This is a genomic window from Homoserinimonas sp. OAct 916, assembly GCF_003260275.1.
Taxonomy (GTDB): domain Bacteria; phylum Actinomycetota; class Actinomycetes; order Actinomycetales; family Microbacteriaceae; genus OACT-916.
In genome coordinates this window covers 179793-200451 of sequence record NZ_QJHB01000010.1, presented here as the reverse complement: position 1 = coordinate 200451, position 20659 = coordinate 179793, and the positions used below count along the sequence as shown (strand labels likewise).

At 63.7% G+C, this 20659-nt stretch carries 21 protein-coding genes; 14 read left to right on the top strand and 7 right to left on the bottom strand.

Going from position 1 to position 20659, the window contains the following annotated elements; translation table 11 throughout:
• Window positions 1–821 precede the first annotated feature (821 nt).
• Together DL891_RS13290 and DL891_RS13285 are read right to left on the bottom strand one after the other, a co-directional pair.
• The gene (locus DL891_RS13290; protein ID WP_157962507.1) at window positions 822–1373 is read right to left on the bottom strand and encodes a nucleotidyl transferase AbiEii/AbiGii toxin family protein; all 552 of its coding nucleotides are present in this window, start codon (window positions 1371–1373) and stop codon (window positions 822–824) included.
• 38 nt (window positions 1374–1411) lie between these two features.
• Window positions 1412–2008, bottom strand: a complete 597-nt coding sequence (locus tag DL891_RS13285) for a helix-turn-helix domain-containing protein (protein WP_111720904.1) — start codon at window positions 2006–2008, stop codon at window positions 1412–1414.
• Window positions 2009–2234: 226 nt separating this feature from the next.
• Between DL891_RS13285 and DL891_RS17145 the strand changes: the two genes are divergently transcribed.
• On the top strand, window positions 2235–2375 hold the full coding sequence (locus DL891_RS17145) for a hypothetical protein (RefSeq protein WP_157962506.1): 141 nt from the start codon (window positions 2235–2237) through the stop codon (window positions 2373–2375).
• Between the two features lie 40 nt (window positions 2376–2415).
• Window positions 2416–5169, top strand: a complete 2754-nt coding sequence (locus DL891_RS13280; protein ID WP_111720903.1) for a UvrD-helicase domain-containing protein — start codon at window positions 2416–2418, stop codon at window positions 5167–5169.
• Window positions 5170–5264: 95 nt separating this feature from the next.
• Here the strand turns inward: DL891_RS13280 and DL891_RS13275 are convergent, their stop codons facing one another.
• A complete protein-coding gene (locus DL891_RS13275) occupies window positions 5265–6212 on the bottom strand; it encodes an acetamidase/formamidase family protein (RefSeq protein WP_111720902.1) in 948 nt (315 codons plus the stop codon).
• Entirely contained in the window at window positions 6173–6979 is an 807-nt protein-coding gene (locus DL891_RS13270; protein ID WP_198668897.1) for an IclR family transcriptional regulator, read from the bottom strand. The genes DL891_RS13275 and DL891_RS13270 overlap by 40 nt, the downstream gene beginning before the upstream one ends.
• Window positions 6980–7109: 130 nt before the next feature.
• Here DL891_RS13270 and DL891_RS13265 point away from each other — a divergent pair, with 130 nt between their 5' ends.
• From DL891_RS13265 to DL891_RS13215, 11 genes are all read left to right on the top strand, one after another.
• Window positions 7110–8387 carry an ABC transporter substrate-binding protein gene (locus tag DL891_RS13265; protein WP_111720901.1) on the top strand — a complete coding sequence of 426 codons (1278 nt, stop codon included), beginning with the start codon at window positions 7110–7112 and terminating at the stop codon, window positions 8385–8387.
• Between the two features lie 245 nt (window positions 8388–8632).
• Window positions 8633–9463 (top strand): SDR family NAD(P)-dependent oxidoreductase, encoded by an 831-nt coding sequence (locus DL891_RS13260; RefSeq protein WP_111720900.1) that lies wholly within the window; start codon window positions 8633–8635, stop codon window positions 9461–9463.
• An 84-nt stretch (window positions 9464–9547) separates the two neighbouring features.
• The gene (locus DL891_RS13255; RefSeq protein ID WP_157962504.1) at window positions 9548–9832 is read left to right on the top strand and encodes a hypothetical protein; all 285 of its coding nucleotides are present in this window, start codon (window positions 9548–9550) and stop codon (window positions 9830–9832) included.
• 351 nt (window positions 9833–10183) lie between these two features.
• On the top strand, window positions 10184–11086 hold the full coding sequence (locus DL891_RS13250) for an ABC transporter permease (RefSeq protein ID WP_111720898.1): 903 nt from the start codon (window positions 10184–10186) through the stop codon (window positions 11084–11086).
• Window positions 11086–11931: an ABC transporter permease gene (locus tag DL891_RS13245; protein ID WP_111720897.1), complete on the top strand. Its 846-nt coding sequence runs from the start codon at window positions 11086–11088 to the stop codon at window positions 11929–11931. The genes DL891_RS13250 and DL891_RS13245 overlap by 1 nt, the downstream gene beginning before the upstream one ends.
• 5 nt (window positions 11932–11936) lie before the next feature.
• The gene (locus DL891_RS13240; RefSeq protein WP_111720896.1) at window positions 11937–12998 is read left to right on the top strand and encodes a PotD/PotF family extracellular solute-binding protein; all 1062 of its coding nucleotides are present in this window, start codon (window positions 11937–11939) and stop codon (window positions 12996–12998) included.
• A 10-nt stretch (window positions 12999–13008) separates the two neighbouring features.
• Complete coding sequence (locus DL891_RS13235) at window positions 13009–14154, top strand: ABC transporter ATP-binding protein (protein WP_232819168.1); 1146 nt, start codon at window positions 13009–13011, stop codon at window positions 14152–14154.
• A 138-nt stretch (window positions 14155–14292) separates the two neighbouring features.
• A complete protein-coding gene (locus DL891_RS13230; RefSeq protein ID WP_111720894.1) occupies window positions 14293–15090 on the top strand; it encodes a carbon-nitrogen hydrolase family protein in 798 nt (265 codons plus the stop codon).
• Between the two features lie 2 nt (window positions 15091–15092).
• On the top strand, window positions 15093–15779 hold the full coding sequence (locus tag DL891_RS13225; protein WP_111720893.1) for an RraA family protein: 687 nt from the start codon (window positions 15093–15095) through the stop codon (window positions 15777–15779).
• 143 nt (window positions 15780–15922) lie between these two features.
• The gene (locus DL891_RS13220) at window positions 15923–16660 is read left to right on the top strand and encodes a 3-keto-5-aminohexanoate cleavage protein (RefSeq protein ID WP_111720892.1); all 738 of its coding nucleotides are present in this window, start codon (window positions 15923–15925) and stop codon (window positions 16658–16660) included.
• Between the two features lie 35 nt (window positions 16661–16695).
• Window positions 16696–17172, top strand: coding sequence for an Lrp/AsnC family transcriptional regulator (locus DL891_RS13215; protein ID WP_111720891.1), 477 nt, complete (start codon window positions 16696–16698; stop codon window positions 17170–17172).
• Between the two features lie 354 nt (window positions 17173–17526).
• Here the strand turns inward: DL891_RS13215 and DL891_RS13210 are convergent, their stop codons facing one another.
• Window positions 17527–18012, bottom strand: a complete 486-nt coding sequence (locus tag DL891_RS13210; protein WP_111720890.1) for an Lrp/AsnC family transcriptional regulator — start codon at window positions 18010–18012, stop codon at window positions 17527–17529.
• A gap of 423 nt (window positions 18013–18435) precedes the next feature.
• Window positions 18436–18750, bottom strand: coding sequence for a GIY-YIG nuclease family protein (locus DL891_RS13205; protein WP_111720889.1), 315 nt, complete (start codon window positions 18748–18750; stop codon window positions 18436–18438).
• A 498-nt stretch (window positions 18751–19248) separates the two neighbouring features.
• Here DL891_RS13205 and DL891_RS13200 point away from each other — a divergent pair, with 498 nt between their 5' ends.
• Entirely contained in the window at window positions 19249–19743 is a 495-nt protein-coding gene (locus tag DL891_RS13200; RefSeq protein WP_232819167.1) for a nucleoside deaminase, read from the top strand.
• Window positions 19744–19798: 55 nt separating this feature from the next.
• Here the strand turns inward: DL891_RS13200 and xdhC are convergent, their stop codons facing one another.
• Window positions 19799–20647, bottom strand: coding sequence for a xanthine dehydrogenase accessory protein XdhC (xdhC, locus tag DL891_RS13195; RefSeq protein ID WP_111720888.1), 849 nt, complete (start codon window positions 20645–20647; stop codon window positions 19799–19801).
• Window positions 20648–20659 lie beyond the last annotated feature (12 nt).

Genomic DNA, 20659 nt, shown 5'->3' with positions numbered 1-20659 from the left:
GCTGCAAGACAAGTTTCGCCTTGATCTTCCGTACCATTACCCGTACTCCTTCCACCACGTGGCCATCACATGGTGGAAGGAGCTTTTCAGGTGGCTCTCAACCACGCCAATCGTGGCTCTGAACGACGCGATCCATGGTTTGGGGAGGCGGCGCTGACCCGCACCACACGTGGCTCCCTTGGAAGCCAATATTCAGTAAACATCCCGTCGTCGCAACCCTACTCACACACGCGCACGCGTCTTCGGCCTTTTCCGACGACGCGAATCTCGTATCTTCTCCCGGCGGGTCACAGTGGTCGGCCTGGCCGCGAGAGCCCCATAGCCCTCAGCGACGCCAAGCGTCTCGCGGCCAACACTGCTGACCCAACATGGAACCCTGTTACGCACTCAAATTTGTGACCCGCTCGATCCCTCACCACTGCCGAGCTTGGCGGCCCCGGTGCGGTGTTCACGATCAACACGAAGCATCACCGCGGCAAGGCGATCTGGGTCGCGAAGGCCGGTCGCTCTACTTCAGCAAATCCTTCGGCAAGAACGCCCTGTTTGAGCCACCGGCCAAGGACAAGGCAAGGCTCAAGCGGGAGTTCAGCACATCTCGAACCGATCGCGATTGTCGACGCGGTCGGTGCGATCCACACCCGCGCCGGAGAGACGGAGTTGCTCCCGATCTACGAGAAGAGGCGCTGCAATTTGATCCTCACGACTGCCCAGATTCTCGGGCATTATCTTCCCTGAGGAGAAGCATGCCGGAACAAACGGGCGAATGCCCGTCAACCCTGACCGAACTGTCGAAGCTGGATGTCGTCGTGGAACTGGGCGTGCTAGGTTCGGGGACCGTCTGGCCCCTGGTCGGGTTCCTGTGACGGATTGTCAGGCAGCCCGACCTCAAAGATGTGCTCGAGGGCCCGGATCGCTTCGTCATCGAGTGCGTCACCAGGGTAGAATTCCTCGAATAGCTGCTCAGCCGCTTCAACCGACGTGATCTTGTTGAGGACGAGCAATTGTGCAACATCGGCCGCGTCTCGGCCGCGTCTTCGGCCCAATGCCAGCAGCTTCATCGCTAACATCGCGTCTGCGGCAGCTACGGAAACGACGACGGCTTCGGTCTCATATAACGGGACCCACTCGACCGTCTTCCCGAGATGGGGGATGAACTGTGAAGCGTTGGTATTCAACCAGTTTTCTGGCCATGAGTGCTCCGCGGCTATCACCCGCACTATTGGCTCCAGCTCATCCCACGGTTTGATGCGAGCGTCGATGTCGACGGTCGCTTCCCGGTGAAAGTGGGCGATCCGCAATGCAGCCCCACCGATGATGCGGATGGATGCCCCGCGAATCCCCGCAACTTCAGCGCGGTGAACAAGCTCCTTCAAGCCGTTCAGTAGGTCATTAAGCTCGAGCAAGTGCGCCACTACACACTGGCCAAAGTCGCAGTCGCCAGCAATACGTTGTATTTTCTGAATTCCTCGGCGACATCGTCAACATCAGGAGCGAGACCGTATCTGTTGACGGCCGGAAGGAGCGCCGTGGGCTCCGGGAGCTTGAGGTTCACTGGGTCAATCCAGTGGGGGAGGGGGAGCTTGTCCCTGCTCAGCCAATAATCAGAGACAGCAGCGACCGCTGCATCCCAGAGCGGCGAGCCGGTCTTCGCCGGCTTCGCGACCGCCAGCAGTACCCGATCAACACCCTCGTTCTCGCTCAGGCCGTCAGAGTAATCAAGCAGGTGCCGAAAGGCGGCCTCCGGGTTGTGGTGCTCCAGAGCGTCGCCGATCGCTTCGGCGGTATCGCTGGAGTCGTTCCTGGTTCCCGGTACTGCGATGATCCTCTGGCCCGCTGCACGGAGCAGGCGGTCGAAGGTGGCGTAGTTTGGTGAACGCACACCGCGCTCGTAGTCAGAAACCTCGACCTGGCTCGTATTGGCTCGGTTGGCGAACTCCTTCTGGGTGAGTCCGCTCGCAACTCGCGCGTTGCGGACAAGTTGAGCCGCTGGGCTCCGTTTCGCACTCATCACTGCACCGCCTGCCTTGTTTGCTAGCTGTCTACTGTCATCTAGACCATTGCCACCAGTATAACTTAAAAGTAATACTTGCTTAACTGCGCGGGCTACTGCTTTCTCGTCAGGACAGTTGTTTACATCCGCCCCAAAGTAGGTGTCATTAGGCCCGGTCGACCCTAGCGGCTGGAGCGAGACGGATAGGGTTCAGGGCACGGAAGACAATACGTATGCTCCCGCGGTGGACGGGTTCGCCATGGGGCTGGGCATGCTCTGGGACTCGGTCATTGCGAGCCCAATCACGATTGCGATCTTCGTCACTATTCTCCTGCTGGTCGCCGTGTCCTGGATGATGCCCACTCGACGCCGGCGGAGACGGTAGCGACTCGGCAGAAGTACTTACGGAAACAAACAAGATCTCTATGATTTTGACCTCAACGACGAGAGCGCGTCCGGCCAGCATGAGCGCGCGCTGGCGGCCGTCATCCCTGGGCAATCGAATCGCACGAACCGGTGAGTGGGAACTGGAGCTCGACGGCGAACAGCTCACCCTGTCGGCCGCCGTTCAACCGTTTCAGACCCACCTCGACCTCCTCGGCGATGTCAAAGTAGGTGGCGGGTTTGTCTGGCCCACCGTTGAGATCCCACTTCCAGAGCGCACGGTTCGTCTCCGCGGCCTTCCCCGACGCCGCGCCAAAAACCTGGCACGAGTCATCGGGGCGGCCCAGGCAGATCTGCGACACCGTCAACGTGTGCACGAGCTCCAAGTCCGGTTCGACTCGGCCGCAGCGGATCTCCAACTGTGGGAACAGGAGCTGGAGATCCAGGTATCCAAAGAGCTCACGACCAGGGGTTGGCTCACCCGGGAATTTGCGCAGGCGTGGGCCGACGCCAAAGAGGCGATCGGCCTCGCTGCCCTGATCGCAGAACCGGACCTGCAATCACATATCGCGGCCCACCCGCTGGGCGACCAGACCATTCGAGCCTGGCGCACGGAACTTGTGGAGCTCATCATCAGCCGCAACGAGCGGCACCTCGCCGACCAACTGGTCCAGCACCACGACTTCTTCAATGCGGTTGAGAGGTCTCCGCTCACCCCGGAACAGGCACGCGCAGTCGTCAATTTCGAGAATCGAGTTCTCGTGGTGGCGGCGGCGGGTTCCGGTAAAACGTCGACGATGGTGGCGAAGGCGGGCTACGCCATGCGCCGAAGCCTGATCGCCCCTGAGAAGATTCTGCTGCTGGCGTTCAACAATGCGGCAGCGAAAGAGTTGCAACAGCGAATCCACGAACGACTGACCCCACTCGGGCTCGACGCCGCTCAGGTGACCGCGCAAACCTTCCATGCGTTCGGTCTGAACGTCATCGGACAGGCAACCGGTCGAAAACCATCGTTGGCGCCGTGGCTTGACGGCGGCGACATCGACGGACTGGGGCGCATCGTCGAAAAGCTGCGCGTCACCGACCCTGACTTCCGCTCCCAGTGGGACTTCTTTCGCGCTGTGCTTGCCCGCGACTATCCCGACACCGAAACCGACGACAGTGACAGTGGCCCACCCATCCACCGCACCGCGCAGGGAGAGGTGGTGAAAAGTGCCGGCGAGCGCATGATCGCCGACTGGCTCTACTTCAACGGCGTTGACTACGAGTACGAAAGACCGTACGAAATTGACACCGCCAGTGCGGACTTCGGGCAGTATCACCCCGACTTCTATTACCCGACCATCAACGCCTACCACGAACATTGGGCGGTGAACGCGAACGGAGAGGCTCCTGAAGAATTCGTCGGCTACCAGGACGGGATGCGTTGGAAGCGCGCCACCCACCAGCAGAACGGCACGACCCTGTTGGAGACGACAATGGCAGAGCTGTGGAGCGGCACCGCATTGCCGAACCTGGCAGACGAACTGACCGCCCGAGGCATCCGACTGCAGCCGAACCCCGAGCGCATGGTCGCTGACCACAAGCCCGCCGAGAACGCACGGTTGCTGCAAACGTTCCGCAGCTTCCTGACCCACGCCAAGAGCAACCGGCTCAGCGACGAACAACTTTCTGAACACCTGCACGCGCAGGCGGAGGGACAGGTGCGATACCGTGACACGGCCTTCCTGCGCCTGTTCACTGCGATCCGGGCTGAGTGGGAGGCTGCACTGGCCGCCGAGGGCCACATCGATTTCGAAGACATGCTCAACCTGGCGGCCGACCATCTGGAGGCCGGGGAGTGGGAGAGCCCCTACGAGCTGGTGATGGTCGACGAATTTCAGGATGCCAGTCGCGCCCGCGCCCGGCTGGCGCGGGCGTTGGTGGCCCGGCCCGGGGGGCACCTGTTCGCGGTGGGTGATGACTGGCAGTCGATCAACCGGTTCGCCGGCGCTGACCTGCAGGTGATGACCGGCTTCACCGACTGGTTCGGACCCGGTGACCTGCTGAGGCTGGAGCGCACGTTCCGTTTTCCCCAGTCGATCGCGGATGTCTCCAGCAAGTTCGTGCTGGAGAACCCCGGCCAGATCAGCAAGTGTGTGGTGTCTACCGCTGCGGAATTCACGCCGACCGTCGAGGTGATGAGTGTGGCGGCCGACAACGCGGTGAAAGCGGCCATCCGACACCGCTTGTCGGCCTTGCACCGCCAGGTGGTCAGCGGCGAGATGCCGCGCGCGCGGGAAAGGAAGCTGTCGGTGCTCGTGCTCGGTCGGTACTGGTTCCAGAGCGAGCACGTGCCGAATGGGCGAGAGTTTGCCGACGAGCTGGAGGTGAAGTTCATGACGGTCCATGCATCGAAGGGTGCAGAGGCCGACTACGTTGTGATCCCCGGGATGGTGTCGGGCACCTCCGGGTTCCCGAGCACGATCCCGAACGATCCCGTGCTCCGGTTGGCGATGCCCGGAGCGGAGGATTTTCCGAAGGCGGAGGAACGGCGCCTGTTTTATGTAGCTATGACGCGTGCACGGCGGGCAGTGTTGCTCGTCACGGTCGAGAAGCGCGAGTCGCGATTCGTGATGGAACTGATCCGTGACCACGGTGTCATCCGTACCAATGCAATCGGTGAGGAGCTGGAGTCGATCGTGTGCCCGAAATGTGCGCGCGGCTTCATGGTCAGGCGCTCGAGCAAGCGCGGGCCGTTTCTGGGTTGCCGACGTTATCCGCGGTGTAAGTCGACGCTCGCGTTGGAGCAGTAGGAGGTAAGGCCGGGCAGAGAGCGTTTATGGTTCTCAAGAATGAGGTCAACACGACGAAAAAAGATGCCGGTAGAAGAACCGAACAGCCGGTCGCGCTACTTCAGCAAATCCTCCGGCAGGAAGGCGCTGTCTGCCCCACCGGCCAGGGACAGGGCGAGACTCAGGCGGGAGTTCACCACCTGGCAGATGCGGGTTTCGAGGAGCAGACCGACGGCGAGGTAGGCATCCGGAACCGACATGCCCCAGGCATCGGACAGCAGACGCGTGCACGTCTCCACCCCTAAGTGCAGCGCCTCTTCGAAGGTGTCACCGTCAACGATGATCCACGCGCGACCGTTGGACACGACAGTGGGGAGAACAGGCGCCCATTCGGAGCAGGTCTCGACTGAGAGCGTGATATCGGCGGCCACCTCGATCCCTGATCCACACACCTCGGCGTCACCAATCGAGGCGTGCACGTCTCCGACGAAGAGGCCGCCACCCTGCACTTGCGCGGTGAGCCAGACGGTGGCTCCCTCGGCGATCACGGCGAAGTCCATGTTTCCGCCGTATCGCCCGAGGCGCCGCGGCTCAGTGGGGTTATCAGGGAGTAGCCCGATCGTGCCGATGTGGACCTTCGACGGAACGGTGATCCTGGGGCCGTCACCCCAGTCGATCACCGGATGCATCGAATCCAGTTCGCGCACATGAAAGTCGACGGGGGCTGCAATGCCGAGCTCTTTGCGGGTCCAGGTGTGCCCGATCGCGGCCGGCACCACCGAGTGGATCGTTATTCCGACCGCCGTGCCGGGCGTGACCCCCTCGATCTCGAACGGGCCGTTCACCGGGAACAACCGGCCCTTCTGCACCGCGCTCAAGCCGAGTTGCTCGGTGATCTGATTCCCAGAAGCATCAAGGGTGGCAAACGTGAACGGCTGTCCTCTGCGAATGCCGGTCACCAGCGGCTGGTCCGGGTGCAACGCATAGATGCGGCTGGTGGCATCCACGGATGAGGGGAGCACTGTCACGTCAACGGTCCCAGTTGCTGCGTCAGCTGTTCGCATCGTTCGCCGATCTCCTGGCAGGTTCGAGCAATTTCGGCGCCGCGCTCTTCAATGTCACCCTCGCTCCAGCGCGCACTGAGGTTCGCGATTGCGGCTGCCCCCAGAATATCGCCTTGCTTGTTCACGATCGGAGCCGCCACCGCGCTGATGCCCACTTCGACATCCTCCTGGCTGATTGCGAAGCCGCGCGCGCGGGTCAGGTCTCGGTCTGCCCGCAGTTTCTTCGCCGTTGTCAAGGTCGACGGGGTGAAGGAGGGCAGGGTTCCCCCTACGTACTGATCGAACAGCGCGCTTGGAAAGTGCGCCAATATGGCCCGGGATGCCGCGCCCACATGCAGAGGCAACCTGCGACCCACGTCACAGTAGAACTCCACGTGGCGATTCCCGGTGATGCGATCAACGAACAGCACTTCTGCTCCATCGGGCACGGCCAGGGTCACCGATTCCCCATGACCTTCGGCCAGGCCGCGAAGGAGCGGCTGAGCGATATTGCGAAGCTCGCTTCGGCCCAAGATCGTCGTTGATAGCTCCACAACGCGCCAGGTCGCTTCATAGCCGGGCTTTCCCTCGCCGGCGGCCTTGATGAATCCGGAAGACACCAGAGTCTCCGCCGAACGGTACGCCGTTGCCTTTGGCGCACCCAACTGATCGGCAAGCTCCACCAGGGTGACCGGCTTCGCAGACGCGCAAATGATCTCAAGCGCGGCGAGGGCCCGGTGAGCCGAAGACTGCACATTCTTGCTCAACGCCTGCTGTGGTGCTTCCATGGATTCCCCCGTGTGGCCGAATGATTCGATGCTAACGTAGAGTTGACCCATAAGTGAAAGCTCACTTTCATATAGTGAAAACAACTCGATAGCTGGTCGGTCGCACCTTCCAGCGTTTCAAAGGAGAGACATGCTCGGAGACACACGATTGCCACGGCGTCAACGTCGCGCCCGAACCCTTGTGGGAGGAGTCGCGCTTCTCGCAGCGACCGCACTCGCACTGAGCGGCTGCACCAGCGCCGATGCCCCTGCGGGCCAGGCGCCGAGCCAAGGCAGCAGCGCAAGCCCTGCCGCCGATCTGACCCTGAAGATCGGCACCCTCCTTCCGCAGAGTGGAGGGTTGGCCTTCCAAGGCCCCGCCCAGGAAGCTGGCGTCGCACTCGCGGTGAAAGACATCAACGAAGCGGATATGGGCATCACCATTGATGTCGCCTACCGCGACTCGGGAGACACCACCACCGACACGAGCAACATCGCCCTCACCGACCTGCTGGGCGACGGCGCGACCGCGATCGTCGGCACGGCGAGCTCGGGCTTGACGCTTTCGCTGATCGACCGCGTGGCCGACGCCGGCGTACTCATGATGTCGCCGGCCGCATCGTCGCCGAAGCTCTCCGACTACCCGGACAAGGGTCTGCTTTGGCGCACAGCTCCGTCTGACGTGCTGCAGGGCGAGGTGCTGGGCACAACGATCGCGGCCGACGGTCACAGCACCCTCGGAATGGTCGTGCTCAACGACCCGTTCGGAACCAGCCTGGCCGAGGTCGTGAAGGAGAACTTCGAGGCTGCAGGAGGCAAGGTCGTCAGCCAAGCTCTCTTCAACGAAGGCGATTCAAGCTTCGACGCGCAGATCTCTGAAGTCACCGCCGCAAAGCCGGACGCGATCGCGTTGATCACGTTCGAGCAGGTCAAGATCATCGTTCCCAAACTTGTCTCTGGTGGATTCCCGAGTGAGAACTTGTACTTCGTGGATGCAAACCTCGCCGACTACAGCGCGGAACTGGCGCCGGGGCTGCTCACCGGAGCGAAAGGCACCAAGGGGAGCCCCCTGGTTGACACCGGATTCAATGACCGACTGCTCGAGCTCGATCCGAGCCTGACCGACTTCGCGTACGCGGCGGAATCCTACGATGCCGTCGTGGTGATCGCGCTGGCGGCGCTCGCGGCGAACGACACCACTGGAAACGGGATGGCGTCGAAGCTGCAAGAGGTTTCCGGTGGCTCCGGCGGCGGCACCAAGGCCAACTCCTTCGTCGACGCGGCAAAAATTATTCGTGATGGGGGCGTCGTCGACTATGACGGTGCATCCGGGCCGATCTCGTTCGGAGACAACGGGGACATCACCGAAGCCAACATCGAGATCTTCCAGTACAAGGACGACAACACGTATGCACTCTGGGAAGGGTAAGCACGTTCGAACCCCTCATTGAACAGTGCTGCCCCGAGAGTTCGCTCTCGGGGCAGCACTCTCGTTTGGCGGCGGTCTCGGTTCGATCCCGAGACCCTTACGTGGGCAGCGAAGCCGGCGGCCGTCAAAGAGTCTGCTCGTGCCGTCGACGTCGAGATAGATAGGGGATCCTGCATGATCGGGGCGCTGGACCTCGCACGCGCTGTGGCCGTTAGGCTGGAACGTGGCATCGCGAGGAGGGCACAGTGGCAGGCAAGGTGATCGTCATCACCGGCGCAAGCGACGGCATCGGGCGAGCTGCGGCGCGCGAGCTGTCGGGCAAAGGACATCAGGTGGTCGTGGTAGGTCGCTCGCCGACGAAGACCGCGGCCGTCGCTGATGAGCTGCACACGGATCACCTGCTGGCCGACTTCTCAGAACTCTCGTCCGTGCGAGCGCTGGCCGCCGACCTGAGCATCCGCTACCCGCACATCGATGTTCTGGCGAACAACGCCGGTGGCATCTTCGGCAAGCAGCGAACCCTCACCGCGGACGGCCACGAGATGACCTTGCAGGTGAACTATCTCGCGCCGTTTCTGCTCACCAACCTGCTTCTGCCGGTGCTCACCGCCTCGGGCGGCACGGTGATCAACACGTCCAGCCGCGCGAGCCGCATGTTCTCTCGTTTCCGCATCGAGGACCTTGATGCGGCTGAGCGCTACCGCCCGAGAGAGGCGTACGGCAACGCGAAACTGGCGCAGATCCTGTTCACCAGAGAACTCGACCGGCGGTACGCCGGCGACGGCGTGACCTCGACCGCGTTCCACCCGGGCGTGATCGCCTCCGGCTTCTCGAGCGAGGCCGGATCCGGAATGGGCCTCATCTATCGGTCGCGGCTCGCGAACATGTTCCTGAAATCAACCGAAGACGGCGCCGACACGCTTGTCTTCCTCGCCGACGGGACACCGGGTTCGGATTACCCGACCGGGGAGTACTTCACCAACCGTCTGCCGGACAAGACGCACGCCCTGGCAGATGACGCTGGTCTGGCTGAAGAACTGTGGGGGCGCTCGGCCGCCATGGTCGGCCTCACGTAGGCGGTCATTCCGTGGCGTGACCAGGCCAGACCGTGATCCTCGCGCGTCAGAGCGACGTGCGGCTCTGCGGCCCTGCTTGCTCACTTGAGACCTGATGAAGATGCCGGCGCACGACTGCAGCCCGACCGAAACGACACCACTGGAAACGGGATGGCGTCGAAGCTGCAAGAGGTTTCCGGTGGCTCCGGAGACGGGACCAAGGCCAACTCCTTCGTCGACGCGGCAAAGATCATTCGTGATGGGGGCGTCGTCGACTATGACGATGCATCCGGGCCGATATCGTTCGGAGACAACGGGGACATCACGGAGGCCAACATCGAGATCTTCCAGTACAAGGAGGACAACACCTACGCCCTCGGGGAAGGCTAAGCTCACTCGAATCCTGCTTTGAAAAGTGCTGCCCCGAGAGTTCGCTCTCGGGGCAGCACCATTTTTTGATTGTGGTCAGAGTTCGATTCACGATCTCGTGAGCGGGAACGTGCAGCCGAGACCGAAATCCGCACTCTTTCCTCGGAAGATCGCCTGCTTCGGCACCGCCGATCGCCCTGAGGCGCCCCGAGAACAACCATGTGAACAGCGCAGAACCAAGCCCGCCCGATAAGACCGGTGCGATTCGCATCAAAGCTCCAACTCGATCCTGCTGGTTTCGAACCACGAATTGCGCACTTGCTCAGATGGATGCCCTTGGATTGAACCAATGGACCGAGTGGGGTGTTTTAAATGGTGACTACGGCAGCGCAAACAGCGAAGCCGGCGACGGTGGTGAAACCACGCCGCAAGCCGCGCATCCAGAATGGCTATGCCTGGCTGCTGCTGACCCCGGGGCTGCTCTCGGTGCTGCTGCTGGCAGTCTGGCCGATGGTGCTGGTCGGGCGCAACAGCTTCGCCACCAGCGACCAGTACGGCGCGGTCACCGGCGGCTTCACGTTCGAGTCCTACCTCGCGCTCTTCGACCCGGTCTACGCCAAGACGATGGGCTACAGCCTCGGCATCGCCGCGATCAACACCGTGCTCTGCCTGATCATCGGCTACATCGTCTCCAATTACATCGTGGCCCAGTCGCCTCAGCGCCAGTCGCTGCTGCTGCTGCTGCTGATCGTTCCGTTCTGGACCGACTTCTTGGTGCGCACCTTCGCCTGGATCACCCTGCTTGGCAACGGCGGCCCCATCCTCTGGTTCGCCCACCTTCTCGGAATCCCGCTCGACCCGCTGGTGCCCAGCCAGACCGCCGTCATGCTCGCGCTGATCTACGCGTTTCTCCCCACCGCCGTCTTTCCGATCTACGCCTCCATGCGCGGCATCGACCCGTCTCTGAAAGAAGCGGCGACCGACCTCGGCTGCGGCTGGTGGCAGACTCACGCCCGCGTGATCGCCCCGCTCAGCACCCCCGGCATCATCGGTGCCGCCCTGCTCACCTTCGTGCCCACCCTCGGCGTCTTCGTCATCCCCGTGCTGCTCGGCGGCGGCAAAGAACTGCTCGTCGGCAACCTGATCGTCACCCTGTACACCGAGTTTCGCAACCAGCCGATGGGCGCCGCGCTCTCGATGGTGCTGCTGGTGCTGATGCTCCTGTCGATCGCGATCGGCGCGCTGCTGCTCAAGGCGCGGAAGAGGAGTGCGTGATGGATAGGTTTCTCGGCTGGGTCACCAAACTGGTGCTCGTCTTCCTGTACGTGCCGATCGTCGCGGTCGTCGTCTACTCCTTCAACGCCTCACCGCGCACCAGCAGCTGGGAGGGGTTGAGCCTGCGCTGGTACGTCGAACTTTTCGGCGACGGCCCGCTGCTGAAGACCCTGCAGACCAGCCTGATCGTCGGCATCTTCGCGGCCGGCCTCGCCACCGCGATCGGATTCCTGTCGGCGCTCGCGCTGACCCGCTACCGGTTCAAGGGGCGCGCGTTCTTCCTCGGCGCCATCGTGCTGCCGCTGATCATCCCCGAGATCGTCCTGGGCGTGGCGCTTTTGACCGTGTTCGGTTCGAGCGGAATCAAACTCGGCGTCGTCACCCTGGTGCTCGGCCACCTGATCGTGGCACTGCCGCTCACCACGCTCATCATGATGGGCTCCCTCAGCTCGCTCGACCCGAGCCTGCCCGAGGCCGCCACCGATCTCGGGTGCACGCCGTGGCAAACATTCACCCGCGTGCTGTTCCCGCTCACCCGCTCGGCGATGCTCGCATCGTTCCTGCTGAGCTTCACCACCTCGTTCAGCAACATCGTCATCTCCACCTTCACCAGCGGCGTTGGCACCACGACCATGCCGCTGCGCATCTACAGCATGCTCAAGACCGGCATCACCCCGGAGATCAACGCGCTGGGCGCCCTGCTCATCCTGCTCACCCTGGTCATCATCTTCGCGGTCGGGCTGCAGCAGATGCGCCGCATCCTCGTCGGCGCCGAGGAGAAGGACCAGGCGCCGGATGCCGCCCCCGACACCATTTCACTCCAAACCGCTACAACCGAAAGGTAATACTGATGAAACGACAGGCACTTGTCGCCGTGGCAGCAGCCACAGCCCTTGTCCTCACCGGCTGCGCAAGCGGCAGCGACACAGGCTCGAAAGACTCGACCGAGCTGAACGTGTACGCCTGGGCCGGTGAAGTTCCAGACAGCATGGTCAAGATGTTCGAGGAGGAGACCGGCATCAAGGTCACCGTCGACACTTTCGACAGCAACGAGACCATGATCTCCAAGCTCGCGGCCGGAGGCAGCGGATACGACGTCGTAGAGCCCAGCCAGTACGCGGTGCAGCTCGCCGTCGGCCAGAACCTGCTCGCCGAGATCGACTACGACAAGATCGAGGGCATGGACAACCTCATGGACAAGTTCCGTGACCCGTCCTTCGACCCGGGCAACAAATACAGCATCCCGTGGGTGTGGGGAACCACCGGCCTGATGTACAACTCGACCTGCACCGGCGGCGAGGAGATCACCAGCTGGTCCTCGATGTTCGACGAGAAGTACAAGGGCAAGATCTACATGCTCGACAACATGCTCGCCGCCTACATCGCCGGCCTGCAGATCAACGGGTTCAGCGCGAACAGCCTGGACGAGGCGGAGGTTGCGAAAGCCACCGAGTCGCTGATCGAGCAGAAGAAGCTGCTGGCCGGCTACAACTCGACCAACTACGACGAGCTGGTTGTCTCCGGCGACGCGTGCATCGCCGAGGCCTGGGGCGGATCGAGCGTGGCTGAAGCCGTCGCCACCCACGACGACGTGCACTACGTTCTGCCCAAGGAGGGCGGCACGCTCTGGGTTGACAACTTCGCCATCGTGGCCGACGCGCCGCACACCGACGCGGCCTACAAGTGGATGAACTTCATGCTGCGCCCAGAGGTTGCCGCGATCGCCACCAACGAGGACTACATGTCGACGGCCAACGTCGCCGCGAACGACCTCATCACCGACAAGACAATGCTCGACAACCCGGCCGTGTTCGCGCCGGAAGACCAGCTCGAAAAGAGTGAGTTCATCGTCGACCCGGGTGAGGCCATGCGCTTCTACCAGGACGGCTGGACCCGCGTGAAGGCCTCCTAAGGAACCGACCATGACCTCGTCAACTCAAACTGCAATGCCGGATTCGCTGATGGCAGACAGCCGCGCCGGCCAGGGGGAGACCCCTGCCGTGCGGCTGACCGGCATCACGAAGACCTTCGGCGACAACATGGTCGTGCAGCCGCTCGACCTCGACATCCGCCAGAACGAGTTCTTCTCGATTCTCGGACCGTCGGGCTGCGGCAAGACCACGCTGATGCGCATGATCACCGGTTTTGAAACACCGACCGACGGCAGCATTGAGTTGGCGGGGTCGTCGGTCGACGGCCTCCCCACCCGCAAACGGGACCTGAACATGCTCTTCCAGAGCTACGCCCTGTTTCCGCACCTGACCGTGTTCGAGAACGTCGCTTTCGAGCTGCGGGTGCGACGCGAACCGAAGAAGGACATCACCCGGCGGGTGCAGGACGCGCTCGACCTGGTGCGCCTCGGCGACCTGGGCGAACGCAAGACCGACCAACTGTCCGGCGGGCAACGCCAGCGCGTGGCCCTGGCCCGTGCCGTGGTCAGCCGGCCGGCCGTCGTGCTGCTCGACGAACCGCTCGGCGCCCTCGACCAGCAGCTGCGCAAGGAGATGCAGATCGAACTCAAGCGCATGCAGCGTGACGTCGGCATCACCTTCATCTACGTCACCCACGACCAGGAGGAAGCGCTGAGCATGTCCGACCGCATCGCGGTGATGTGGAAGGGGCGCCTGCTGCAGATTGGTTCCCCGCAGGAGATCTACGATGCCCCGGCCACCGAGTTCGTGGCCTCGTTCATCGGAAGCTGCAACATCATCCCGGCGATCAGCGCCGGCCCGGGCAATGCCCCGACCGTTGCCGGCATTGGAGAGGTTCCGGCCGTCGAAGTCGGCGCCGCCGAACCCGTGGGAAGCCATGTCTCCGTCGCGGTGCGGCCCGAGCGCATGTCGGTGAGCGCGAGCGCACCGGCCACCGGCTGGTCGACCACCGGCACCTTGACCGAGGCCGTCTACCTCGGCCACGAATGGCGCTACGGCATCCGGCTCGGAAGCGACGCCCACGTGTTCACCACCGTGCCGAGCACCCAGCTCGGTCCCGAACTCGGGGCCCTTCGCACCGGGGACAGCATCTTCGTCTCCTGGGCCGAAAAAGACGCCCGCGTGCTCGCCGAGTAGAAGCTCCGCAGCCCCGCACGACCCCCGCAACGCCCAACACCAACCAGCTGCCCCGCACGGCCCGGCCGGCGTGGTGCGGTCCCACCCGCCCAGAAGCCTTCAGCCCCGAAGCATCGCCCGAATGAAAAGGAAGCAACCGTGAAAATCGCCGTCGCCCAGTCTCGGCCCACGATCGATATCGAGAACAACCGCCAGGAGATCACCCATCTGGCCGAACAGGCAGCCGCCGACGGTGCGCGCCTGATCGTCTTTCCCGAAGAAGCCATGCTGCTCGCCGGAGAATTCACCGAGCCCATGGCGGCGATCGTGGAACGGGAATGGTTGCCGTTCGAGACCTTCATCACCGATCTCGCCCGCCTCCTTGACCTGGCCATCGTGATCGGCGGCTACGAGCCGAGCAGTTCCGAGCGCCCCCACAACACGCTGCTCGCCATCGACAACGACGGCACCATCAAGTCGCGTTACCACAAGCTGCACCTCTACGACGCCTTCACCTACAAGGAGTCGGATTACGTCACCCCCGGAGGCGAGCTGCCGCCGGTCGTCGAACTCGCCGGGGTCAAGGTCGGGCTGATCAACTGCTACGAAGTGCGCTTTCCGGAGCAGGCCCGCTACCTCATCGACCAGGGCGCCGAGATTCTCACCGTCTCCGCCGCCTGGGTTGCCGGCGCCCGCAAGGAAGACCACTGGACAACCCTGGTGCGCGCCCGCGCCATCGAGAACACTGCCTGGGTGATCGCTGCCGGCACCGTCTCTGACGACTGCGTCGGGTTGAGCATGATCGTCGACCCGATGGGCGTCGAACGGGCCAACCTGGGCGAGCAGCCCGGAGTCGCCGTCGTCGATGTCACCCCGGAACGCACCGAACAGGTGCGCGCCATTCTCCCGTCCCTGAAGAACCGTCGCCTGGCACTGACCTACGCGGTGAAGGAGTAACCATGTCGATCATCCTTGGCGACCAGCCCGAGGCGCTGCCCGCCGACCTGCTGGAAAAGCTGGAACGCGTCTCGTTCCCCACCCTCGGGCACTACCTCGAGGAGGGCTTCGCCGACTTCGGTGTGAGCCGCCAGGTCGGCCGCGGCCGCGTGGTTGGCCGCGCGATCACCGTGCGCACCACCGCCACAGACTCGAACATGCTGCACCACGCGGTCGGCTACCTCGAACCTGGTGACGTGCTCGTCATCGACACCGGGGGAGATGTGCGGCACGCGCCGGTTGGTCTGGTCATCGCCGCCGGGGCTGCGATTCGCGGCGCCCGCGGCATCATCGTCGACGGCGTGGTCACCGACGTCGACGAGATCGCCGAGCACGCCATTCCGGTGTATGCGCGCGGCCGAAGCGTGCTCACCACCAAACTGCTCGACTTCGACGCGGGCGGAATGAACGTACCGGTCGTCTGCGGCGGCGTCGTCGTGCAGCCGGGTGACGTTGTGCTCGCCGACGCCAACGGGGTGTTCTTCGCCCCCGTCGCCACCGTCGAAGCCATCATCCACACGGCGCTCGAAGACGACGCGGAGGAGCCCGACCTGGTCGCCGCTCTCCGGGCGGGCGCCCGGCTGGGCGACGAGACCGGCGCCACCGAGACGATCATGTCGTTTGTCGCCGCCGCGGGCACGCCGGCCTGAACCCAGGCACTCACTGCGGCCATCCGATCTCTAATTTGCAGCTTCAGACACCGAGCTGCCCGCCATCCACCAAGCGGCGGCCAGCCGCGCACCTCAGATCCACAACAGAACATCAGCACACCAGCACAAAGGACTTTGCAATCATGTTTCTCAAAGCAGCCATCAACGGCGGCCGCACCCGTGACGAGAACCCGGGGGTGCCGGTCACGGTCGAGCAGATCGCCCGCGACTCCGCCCAGGCGTTCGTCAGCGGCGCCAACATCGTGCACGCGCACGCCCGCACCGCCGACGGCGGCCAGACCATTCACCCCGACGACATCGGCGAGATGGTGCGCGCCGTGCGTGCGGCCAACCCACAGGTGATCATCGGCACGACGACGGGCCTCTGGACCTGCTCGGGCCACGAGGAGCGCATGCGCCTCGTCGCGGCCTGGCCCGAAGACGCGCTGCCCGACTTCGCCTCAGTCGCATACAGCGAGGAAGGTGCAGCCGAGACGGCCGAACTCATCCTGGAGAAGGGCATGGTGCTCGAGAGCGCCGTCTGGTCGATGGACGATGTGCCGGCGCTGCTCGCCTCATCAACGTTGCACCAGAACGTGCGTATTCTCATCGAACCCGAAGACGAAGACCCCGATGTTGCCGTCGCCGCCTGCCGCACCATCGCCGCGCACCTGCGGGAGAACGGCGTCACCGCGCCGCTGCTCTACCACGGCTACGACCAGACGACGTGGCCGGTCATCCAGGCCGCAATCGAAGACGGGGTTGAAACTAGAATTGGCTATGAAGACGTTCTGCTCATGCCGAACGGTGAACCCGCCGAAGACAACGCGGCGATGATCGCCGCAACCTTGGCCATGGCTTTGGAGCACAGCCGCAGCTGAGTTGAGACTGCGCGAGCGTCGACGTGAAAGGAACTATGGTCGACGAGATAGATCGCCGTCTCATCGCGATGCTGGAGCGCGACGGGCGCCGCCGCAACACCACCATGGCCGCCGAACTGGAGGTCAGCGAGGCGACCGTGCGGTCACGCATAGCGAAATTGACAGAATCCGGCATTCTTCGCATCGTGGCCCTGTGCAACCCGCTGACGCTCGGGCACCAGTCAGTACGGTTTCTGATCTCGGTCAGAGACCATTCGCCGCGCCAGGTCGCTCGCGCGTTGACGGCCATGCCGATGATCAACCATGTGGCCCTGGCGACCGGCGCGCAGGACATCTACCTGGAGGCGACCTGCCGCGACCTCGACCAGCTGGTGTCGCTTCTCGATGATGTTCGCCGGGTGCCGGGGGTGGCGACCATCGAGCAGTTCATCCTGACCGAGCTGTACAAGGACTACTCGTGGATGGGGCTGGCCGGGCGGGCCGGCCAGGCGGCCACGCCGGCCAAGGAGTAGCGCAGCGACCGTCTACGTTGGCTGAGGGGCGCGCAGCGACCACCTACGTTGGCTGAGGGGTCGCGCAACGACCGTCTCGAAGCCCGCACGAGCGACTTTGAATGTCGCGGATGGGTGGGTTTCGAGACGATCCTCGTACCTCGGATCCCTCAACCCGCGGGGCGGACGCGCCGCGGTTTCGAGACGATCCTCGTACCTCGGATCCCTCAACCCGCGGGGCGGGCGCGCCGCGGTTTCGAGACGATCGCTCGTTCCTCACGATCCCTCAACCCGCGGGGCGGGCGCGCCGCGGTTTCGAGACGATCCTCGTACCTCGGACCCCTCAGCGCGGAAGGCGTCTGCCTGGGCGGTGATTCAGTCGGTCGGTTTCAACGCCTGCGGTTCTCTGAAGCCTTCCCACAGGTACGTGTCTTTCAACACCTCCAGGATGGTGGTCGTCTCGAGGTGTTCGATCCCCCGGATGCGCCGCACGGTTTCGTGCACAAAATTCGACAGGTGCTGGATGTCGTCGCATTTCAAATCGACCGACAGATCGAATGAGCCGATACAGGCGCCGATGAACTTCACCTCGGGATGGGCCGCAAGCTTGTGGGCAACGGATTCGACGGTTACCCCGCGAATGCGCAACGAGAGGTGCGCCTCGACCTCGCCGAGCTTCGGGGCGTCCGACATTCCCACCACCTGCACGATGCCGAGGGCCAGCAGCCGGTTGTAGCGCTGGCGCACATTCGCCTCACTGAGGCCGATCGCGCGGCTGATCTCGCCGAAGGACTGCCGACCATCGATACGCAGCTGGTCGATGATGTCGCGGTCGGGGGCGTCAACAGGTTCGGTTCGCACCTGTCCATTCTCCCGTGTTTCGAACCCCTGGGCCTGACGCTCAGCTCACCGACGCGATTCGAGAGCGCTTCGAAGGCAAGCGGTGAAGCGGGGTCGGACTCAAAGGCCGGCTCCGCTGCCGACGGCACCGGCCAGATCTCGACGAGTCGCTCGTACAACGCACAAACTGCGGACCAGTCGGTCAGATTCCAACTGGCGGCCTGCGAGTAAAGCCCAGAGATTCCGGCCTCGAGCGCAAACCGCCCGCCGCCCCGGGAGGGCCACAGACAATTGCCAGATCGAGGCCCTCGCGGATGCGCTCGCCATCCCAGGCGGAACCGTCGGCGTGTTCGAGGGTGACCAGCTCGCCACTGCGGCAAACAATTTCTGCCGGTTGAGGGATTCCGTGGGGCGAGGTATCGACTCGAAGCCCACACCGCGCAGTCACCCGTCGACTGGCGGCCCCGGCAGCCGTTCGTATCGCGAATGGCGACGGCTGGCCGGAACCAACGCGTCATAGTCGCCCGCGATCAACGCCTCGCGCTTCTTGCGCGACCATCCTTGAATCTGTTTCTCGCGTTCGAACGCGTCACCCACGTTGCCGAACTCTTCGGCGAAGGCCAGCTCAACAGGCAGCCGACTTCTCGTGTACACGGCTCCGCGCCCGGACGCGTGCTGGTCGATTCGGCTGTCCAGGTTTCGTGTGCTGCCCACGTAATACGAACCGTCGGAGCAACGGAGAATGTACACGAATGCCATGACGAGAGCTTCACAGGTAGCGCCGCCTCCGGTTTTCGTTATCCACAGGGAGGACGTGGGGTTTCGAGACGATCGCTGCGCCATCCCTCAACCGGCGTAAAGGCGCAGTCGCGCGTGTGGGGGGATCCGCATCTCCGCGGGTGGGGGGGTCCGGACTTTGCGCGGGTGGAGGAGGCCGGACTTTGCGCGGGTGGAGGGATTCGCTTTTTCCGCGGGTGGAGGGGCACGCATTTTCCGCGGGTGGAGGGATTCGCTTTTTCCGCTGGTTGAGGGATCCGACGGAGGAGGATCGTCTCGAAACCCACCCGTGTTGACCCGGCCCAGCTGCGCGACCCCTCGACCAGCGGGATGGCACAGTTGCGCGGTATGGCGCCCATATGCGCTCCGAACTCGCTACGCTCAGAACTACCAATTTCAGTGCAGCTGCGTCTGTGGGTCAGAGCAGGATCTTCTCGCCAGGTCGACCGAACGCAACGGCACGAGCCAAGGAGCCTCAACGTGGAATCTCCGCAAAAACAAGAGAAGTACCTCAGCCGCGCCATCGATCTGGCGATTCGCAACGTCGACAACGGCGGGGGCCCGTTCGGCGCCCTCATCGTCACCGCTGACGGCCGCGAGTTCGAGGGACTCAACCGGGTCACGGCGACGAACGATCCAACAGCCCATGCCGAGGTGACGGCTATTCGCGCGGCCTGCGCGGGCATCGAGAACTTCGATCTGACGGGGGCCACGCTCTATACGAGTTGTGAGCCGTGCCCGATGTGCCTCGCGAGTGCACTGTGGGCGCGCGTCGACAGCGTGGTCTTCGCCGCCGATCGCCACGATGCGGCGGCCGTCGGCTTCGACGACGCCGAATTCTATGAGTTCTTCGATCAGCCCGTCGCCGAGCGCTCGATGCCGGTGGTGCAATACACTCCCGTCGGCACGGATGCGCCCACCCCCACCGCCCCGTTCGAGCAGTGGACCAATCTGGAATCGCGCATCGAATACTAGAAACCGCAGCAGGGGCGCGGTGTCGATGCCAGCGATGACTACGCCTGAGGGACTTTTACGCTTGCCCTGCACCAAGCGCGGCTTCATGCGTGGCGCGCTCGGCAGCCGCCAAGGCCTCGAACATTTGCAGCAGGCGCGCCGCGACGCTGACCGCGATGGCCGCGGGTTCCTTGGCGGTGATACCGGAGATGCCGATCGGTGTCGTGATTCGCTCGATCTCCTCCGCGGTGTGGCCCAGCTCGCCGAGGTGCAGCTGAAAGCGACGCCACTTGGAATGTGAGCCGATCAGGCCGATCGAGCTGAGCCCGGGCGTCTTGAGCGCCATGTCGCACAGGGCGAGGTCTTCCAAGTGGTCATGCGTCATGATGAGCACGTGCGTGTCAGGAGGCAGTTCGTGAAGCGCGCTCTCGGGCACGGGGGAGTGATGGACATGGATGCTCGCCACCCCACCCTTGAGCGCGGCCAGCCGTTCTGAGCTCAGCATTTCTTCGCGCGAGTCGATCAGGTGCAGTTGAACATCGTGCCTGGACAGGATCAGCGCCAGTTCAAGACCGACGTGGCCGACCCCGCAGATGGCGACTGCCGGCCGAATCCGAATGGGCTCCAACATCATGGTGACCTCTCCTCCGCAGCATTGCACGCCGTACTCGGCCGGGGCCTTCTCACTGAGTTGCACGGTGAGCAGCTGCGGTGTGGCCAGGCCGTCGGCCAGCAACGTGCGGGCGCGCTGAATCGCCGTCGCCTCAAGATTGCCACCCCCGACCGTGTCCCAGGCTTCGGTGGAGGAGACCACCATCTTCGCCCCGGCTCGCCGTGGAGCGTGCCCGCGCGAGGAGATCACCGTGACGATCACACCGTCTCGACCGCGCTCGCGCAGGTGCCCGACCGCAGTCAGCCAATCCATCTCGGCCTCCGC

Bases quoted from the DNA above. Each gene is read 5' to 3' on its own strand.
- DL891_RS13250 (WP_111720898.1), top strand. From the start codon at position 10,184: ATGGTGACTACGGCAGCGCAAACAGCGAAGCCGGCGACGGTGGTGAAA.
- DL891_RS13245 (WP_111720897.1), top strand. From the start codon at position 11,086: ATGGATAGGTTTCTCGGCTGGGTCACCAAACTGGTGCTCGTCTTCCTG.
- DL891_RS13265 (WP_111720901.1), top strand. From the start codon at position 7,110: ATGCTCGGAGACACACGATTGCCACGGCGTCAACGTCGCGCCCGAACC.
- DL891_RS13235 (WP_232819168.1), top strand. From the start codon at position 13,009: ATGACCTCGTCAACTCAAACTGCAATGCCGGATTCGCTGATGGCAGAC.
- DL891_RS13270 (WP_198668897.1), bottom strand. From the start codon at position 6,979: ATGGAAGCACCACAGCAGGCGTTGAGCAAGAATGTGCAGTCTTCGGCT.
- DL891_RS13225 (WP_111720893.1), top strand. From the start codon at position 15,093: ATGTCGATCATCCTTGGCGACCAGCCCGAGGCGCTGCCCGCCGACCTG.
- DL891_RS13280 (WP_111720903.1), top strand. From the start codon at position 2,416: ATGATTTTGACCTCAACGACGAGAGCGCGTCCGGCCAGCATGAGCGCG.
- xdhC (WP_111720888.1), bottom strand. From the start codon at position 20,647: ATGGATTGGCTGACTGCGGTCGGGCACCTGCGCGAGCGCGGTCGAGAC.
- DL891_RS13240 (WP_111720896.1), top strand. From the start codon at position 11,937: ATGAAACGACAGGCACTTGTCGCCGTGGCAGCAGCCACAGCCCTTGTC.
- DL891_RS13285 (WP_111720904.1), bottom strand. From the start codon at position 2,008: ATGAGTGCGAAACGGAGCCCAGCGGCTCAACTTGTCCGCAACGCGCGA.
- DL891_RS13205 (WP_111720889.1), bottom strand. From the start codon at position 18,750: ATGGCATTCGTGTACATTCTCCGTTGCTCCGACGGTTCGTATTACGTG.
- DL891_RS13275 (WP_111720902.1), bottom strand. From the start codon at position 6,212: ATGCGAACAGCTGACGCAGCAACTGGGACCGTTGACGTGACAGTGCTC.
- DL891_RS13220 (WP_111720892.1), top strand. From the start codon at position 15,923: ATGTTTCTCAAAGCAGCCATCAACGGCGGCCGCACCCGTGACGAGAAC.
- DL891_RS13215 (WP_111720891.1), top strand. From the start codon at position 16,696: ATGGTCGACGAGATAGATCGCCGTCTCATCGCGATGCTGGAGCGCGAC.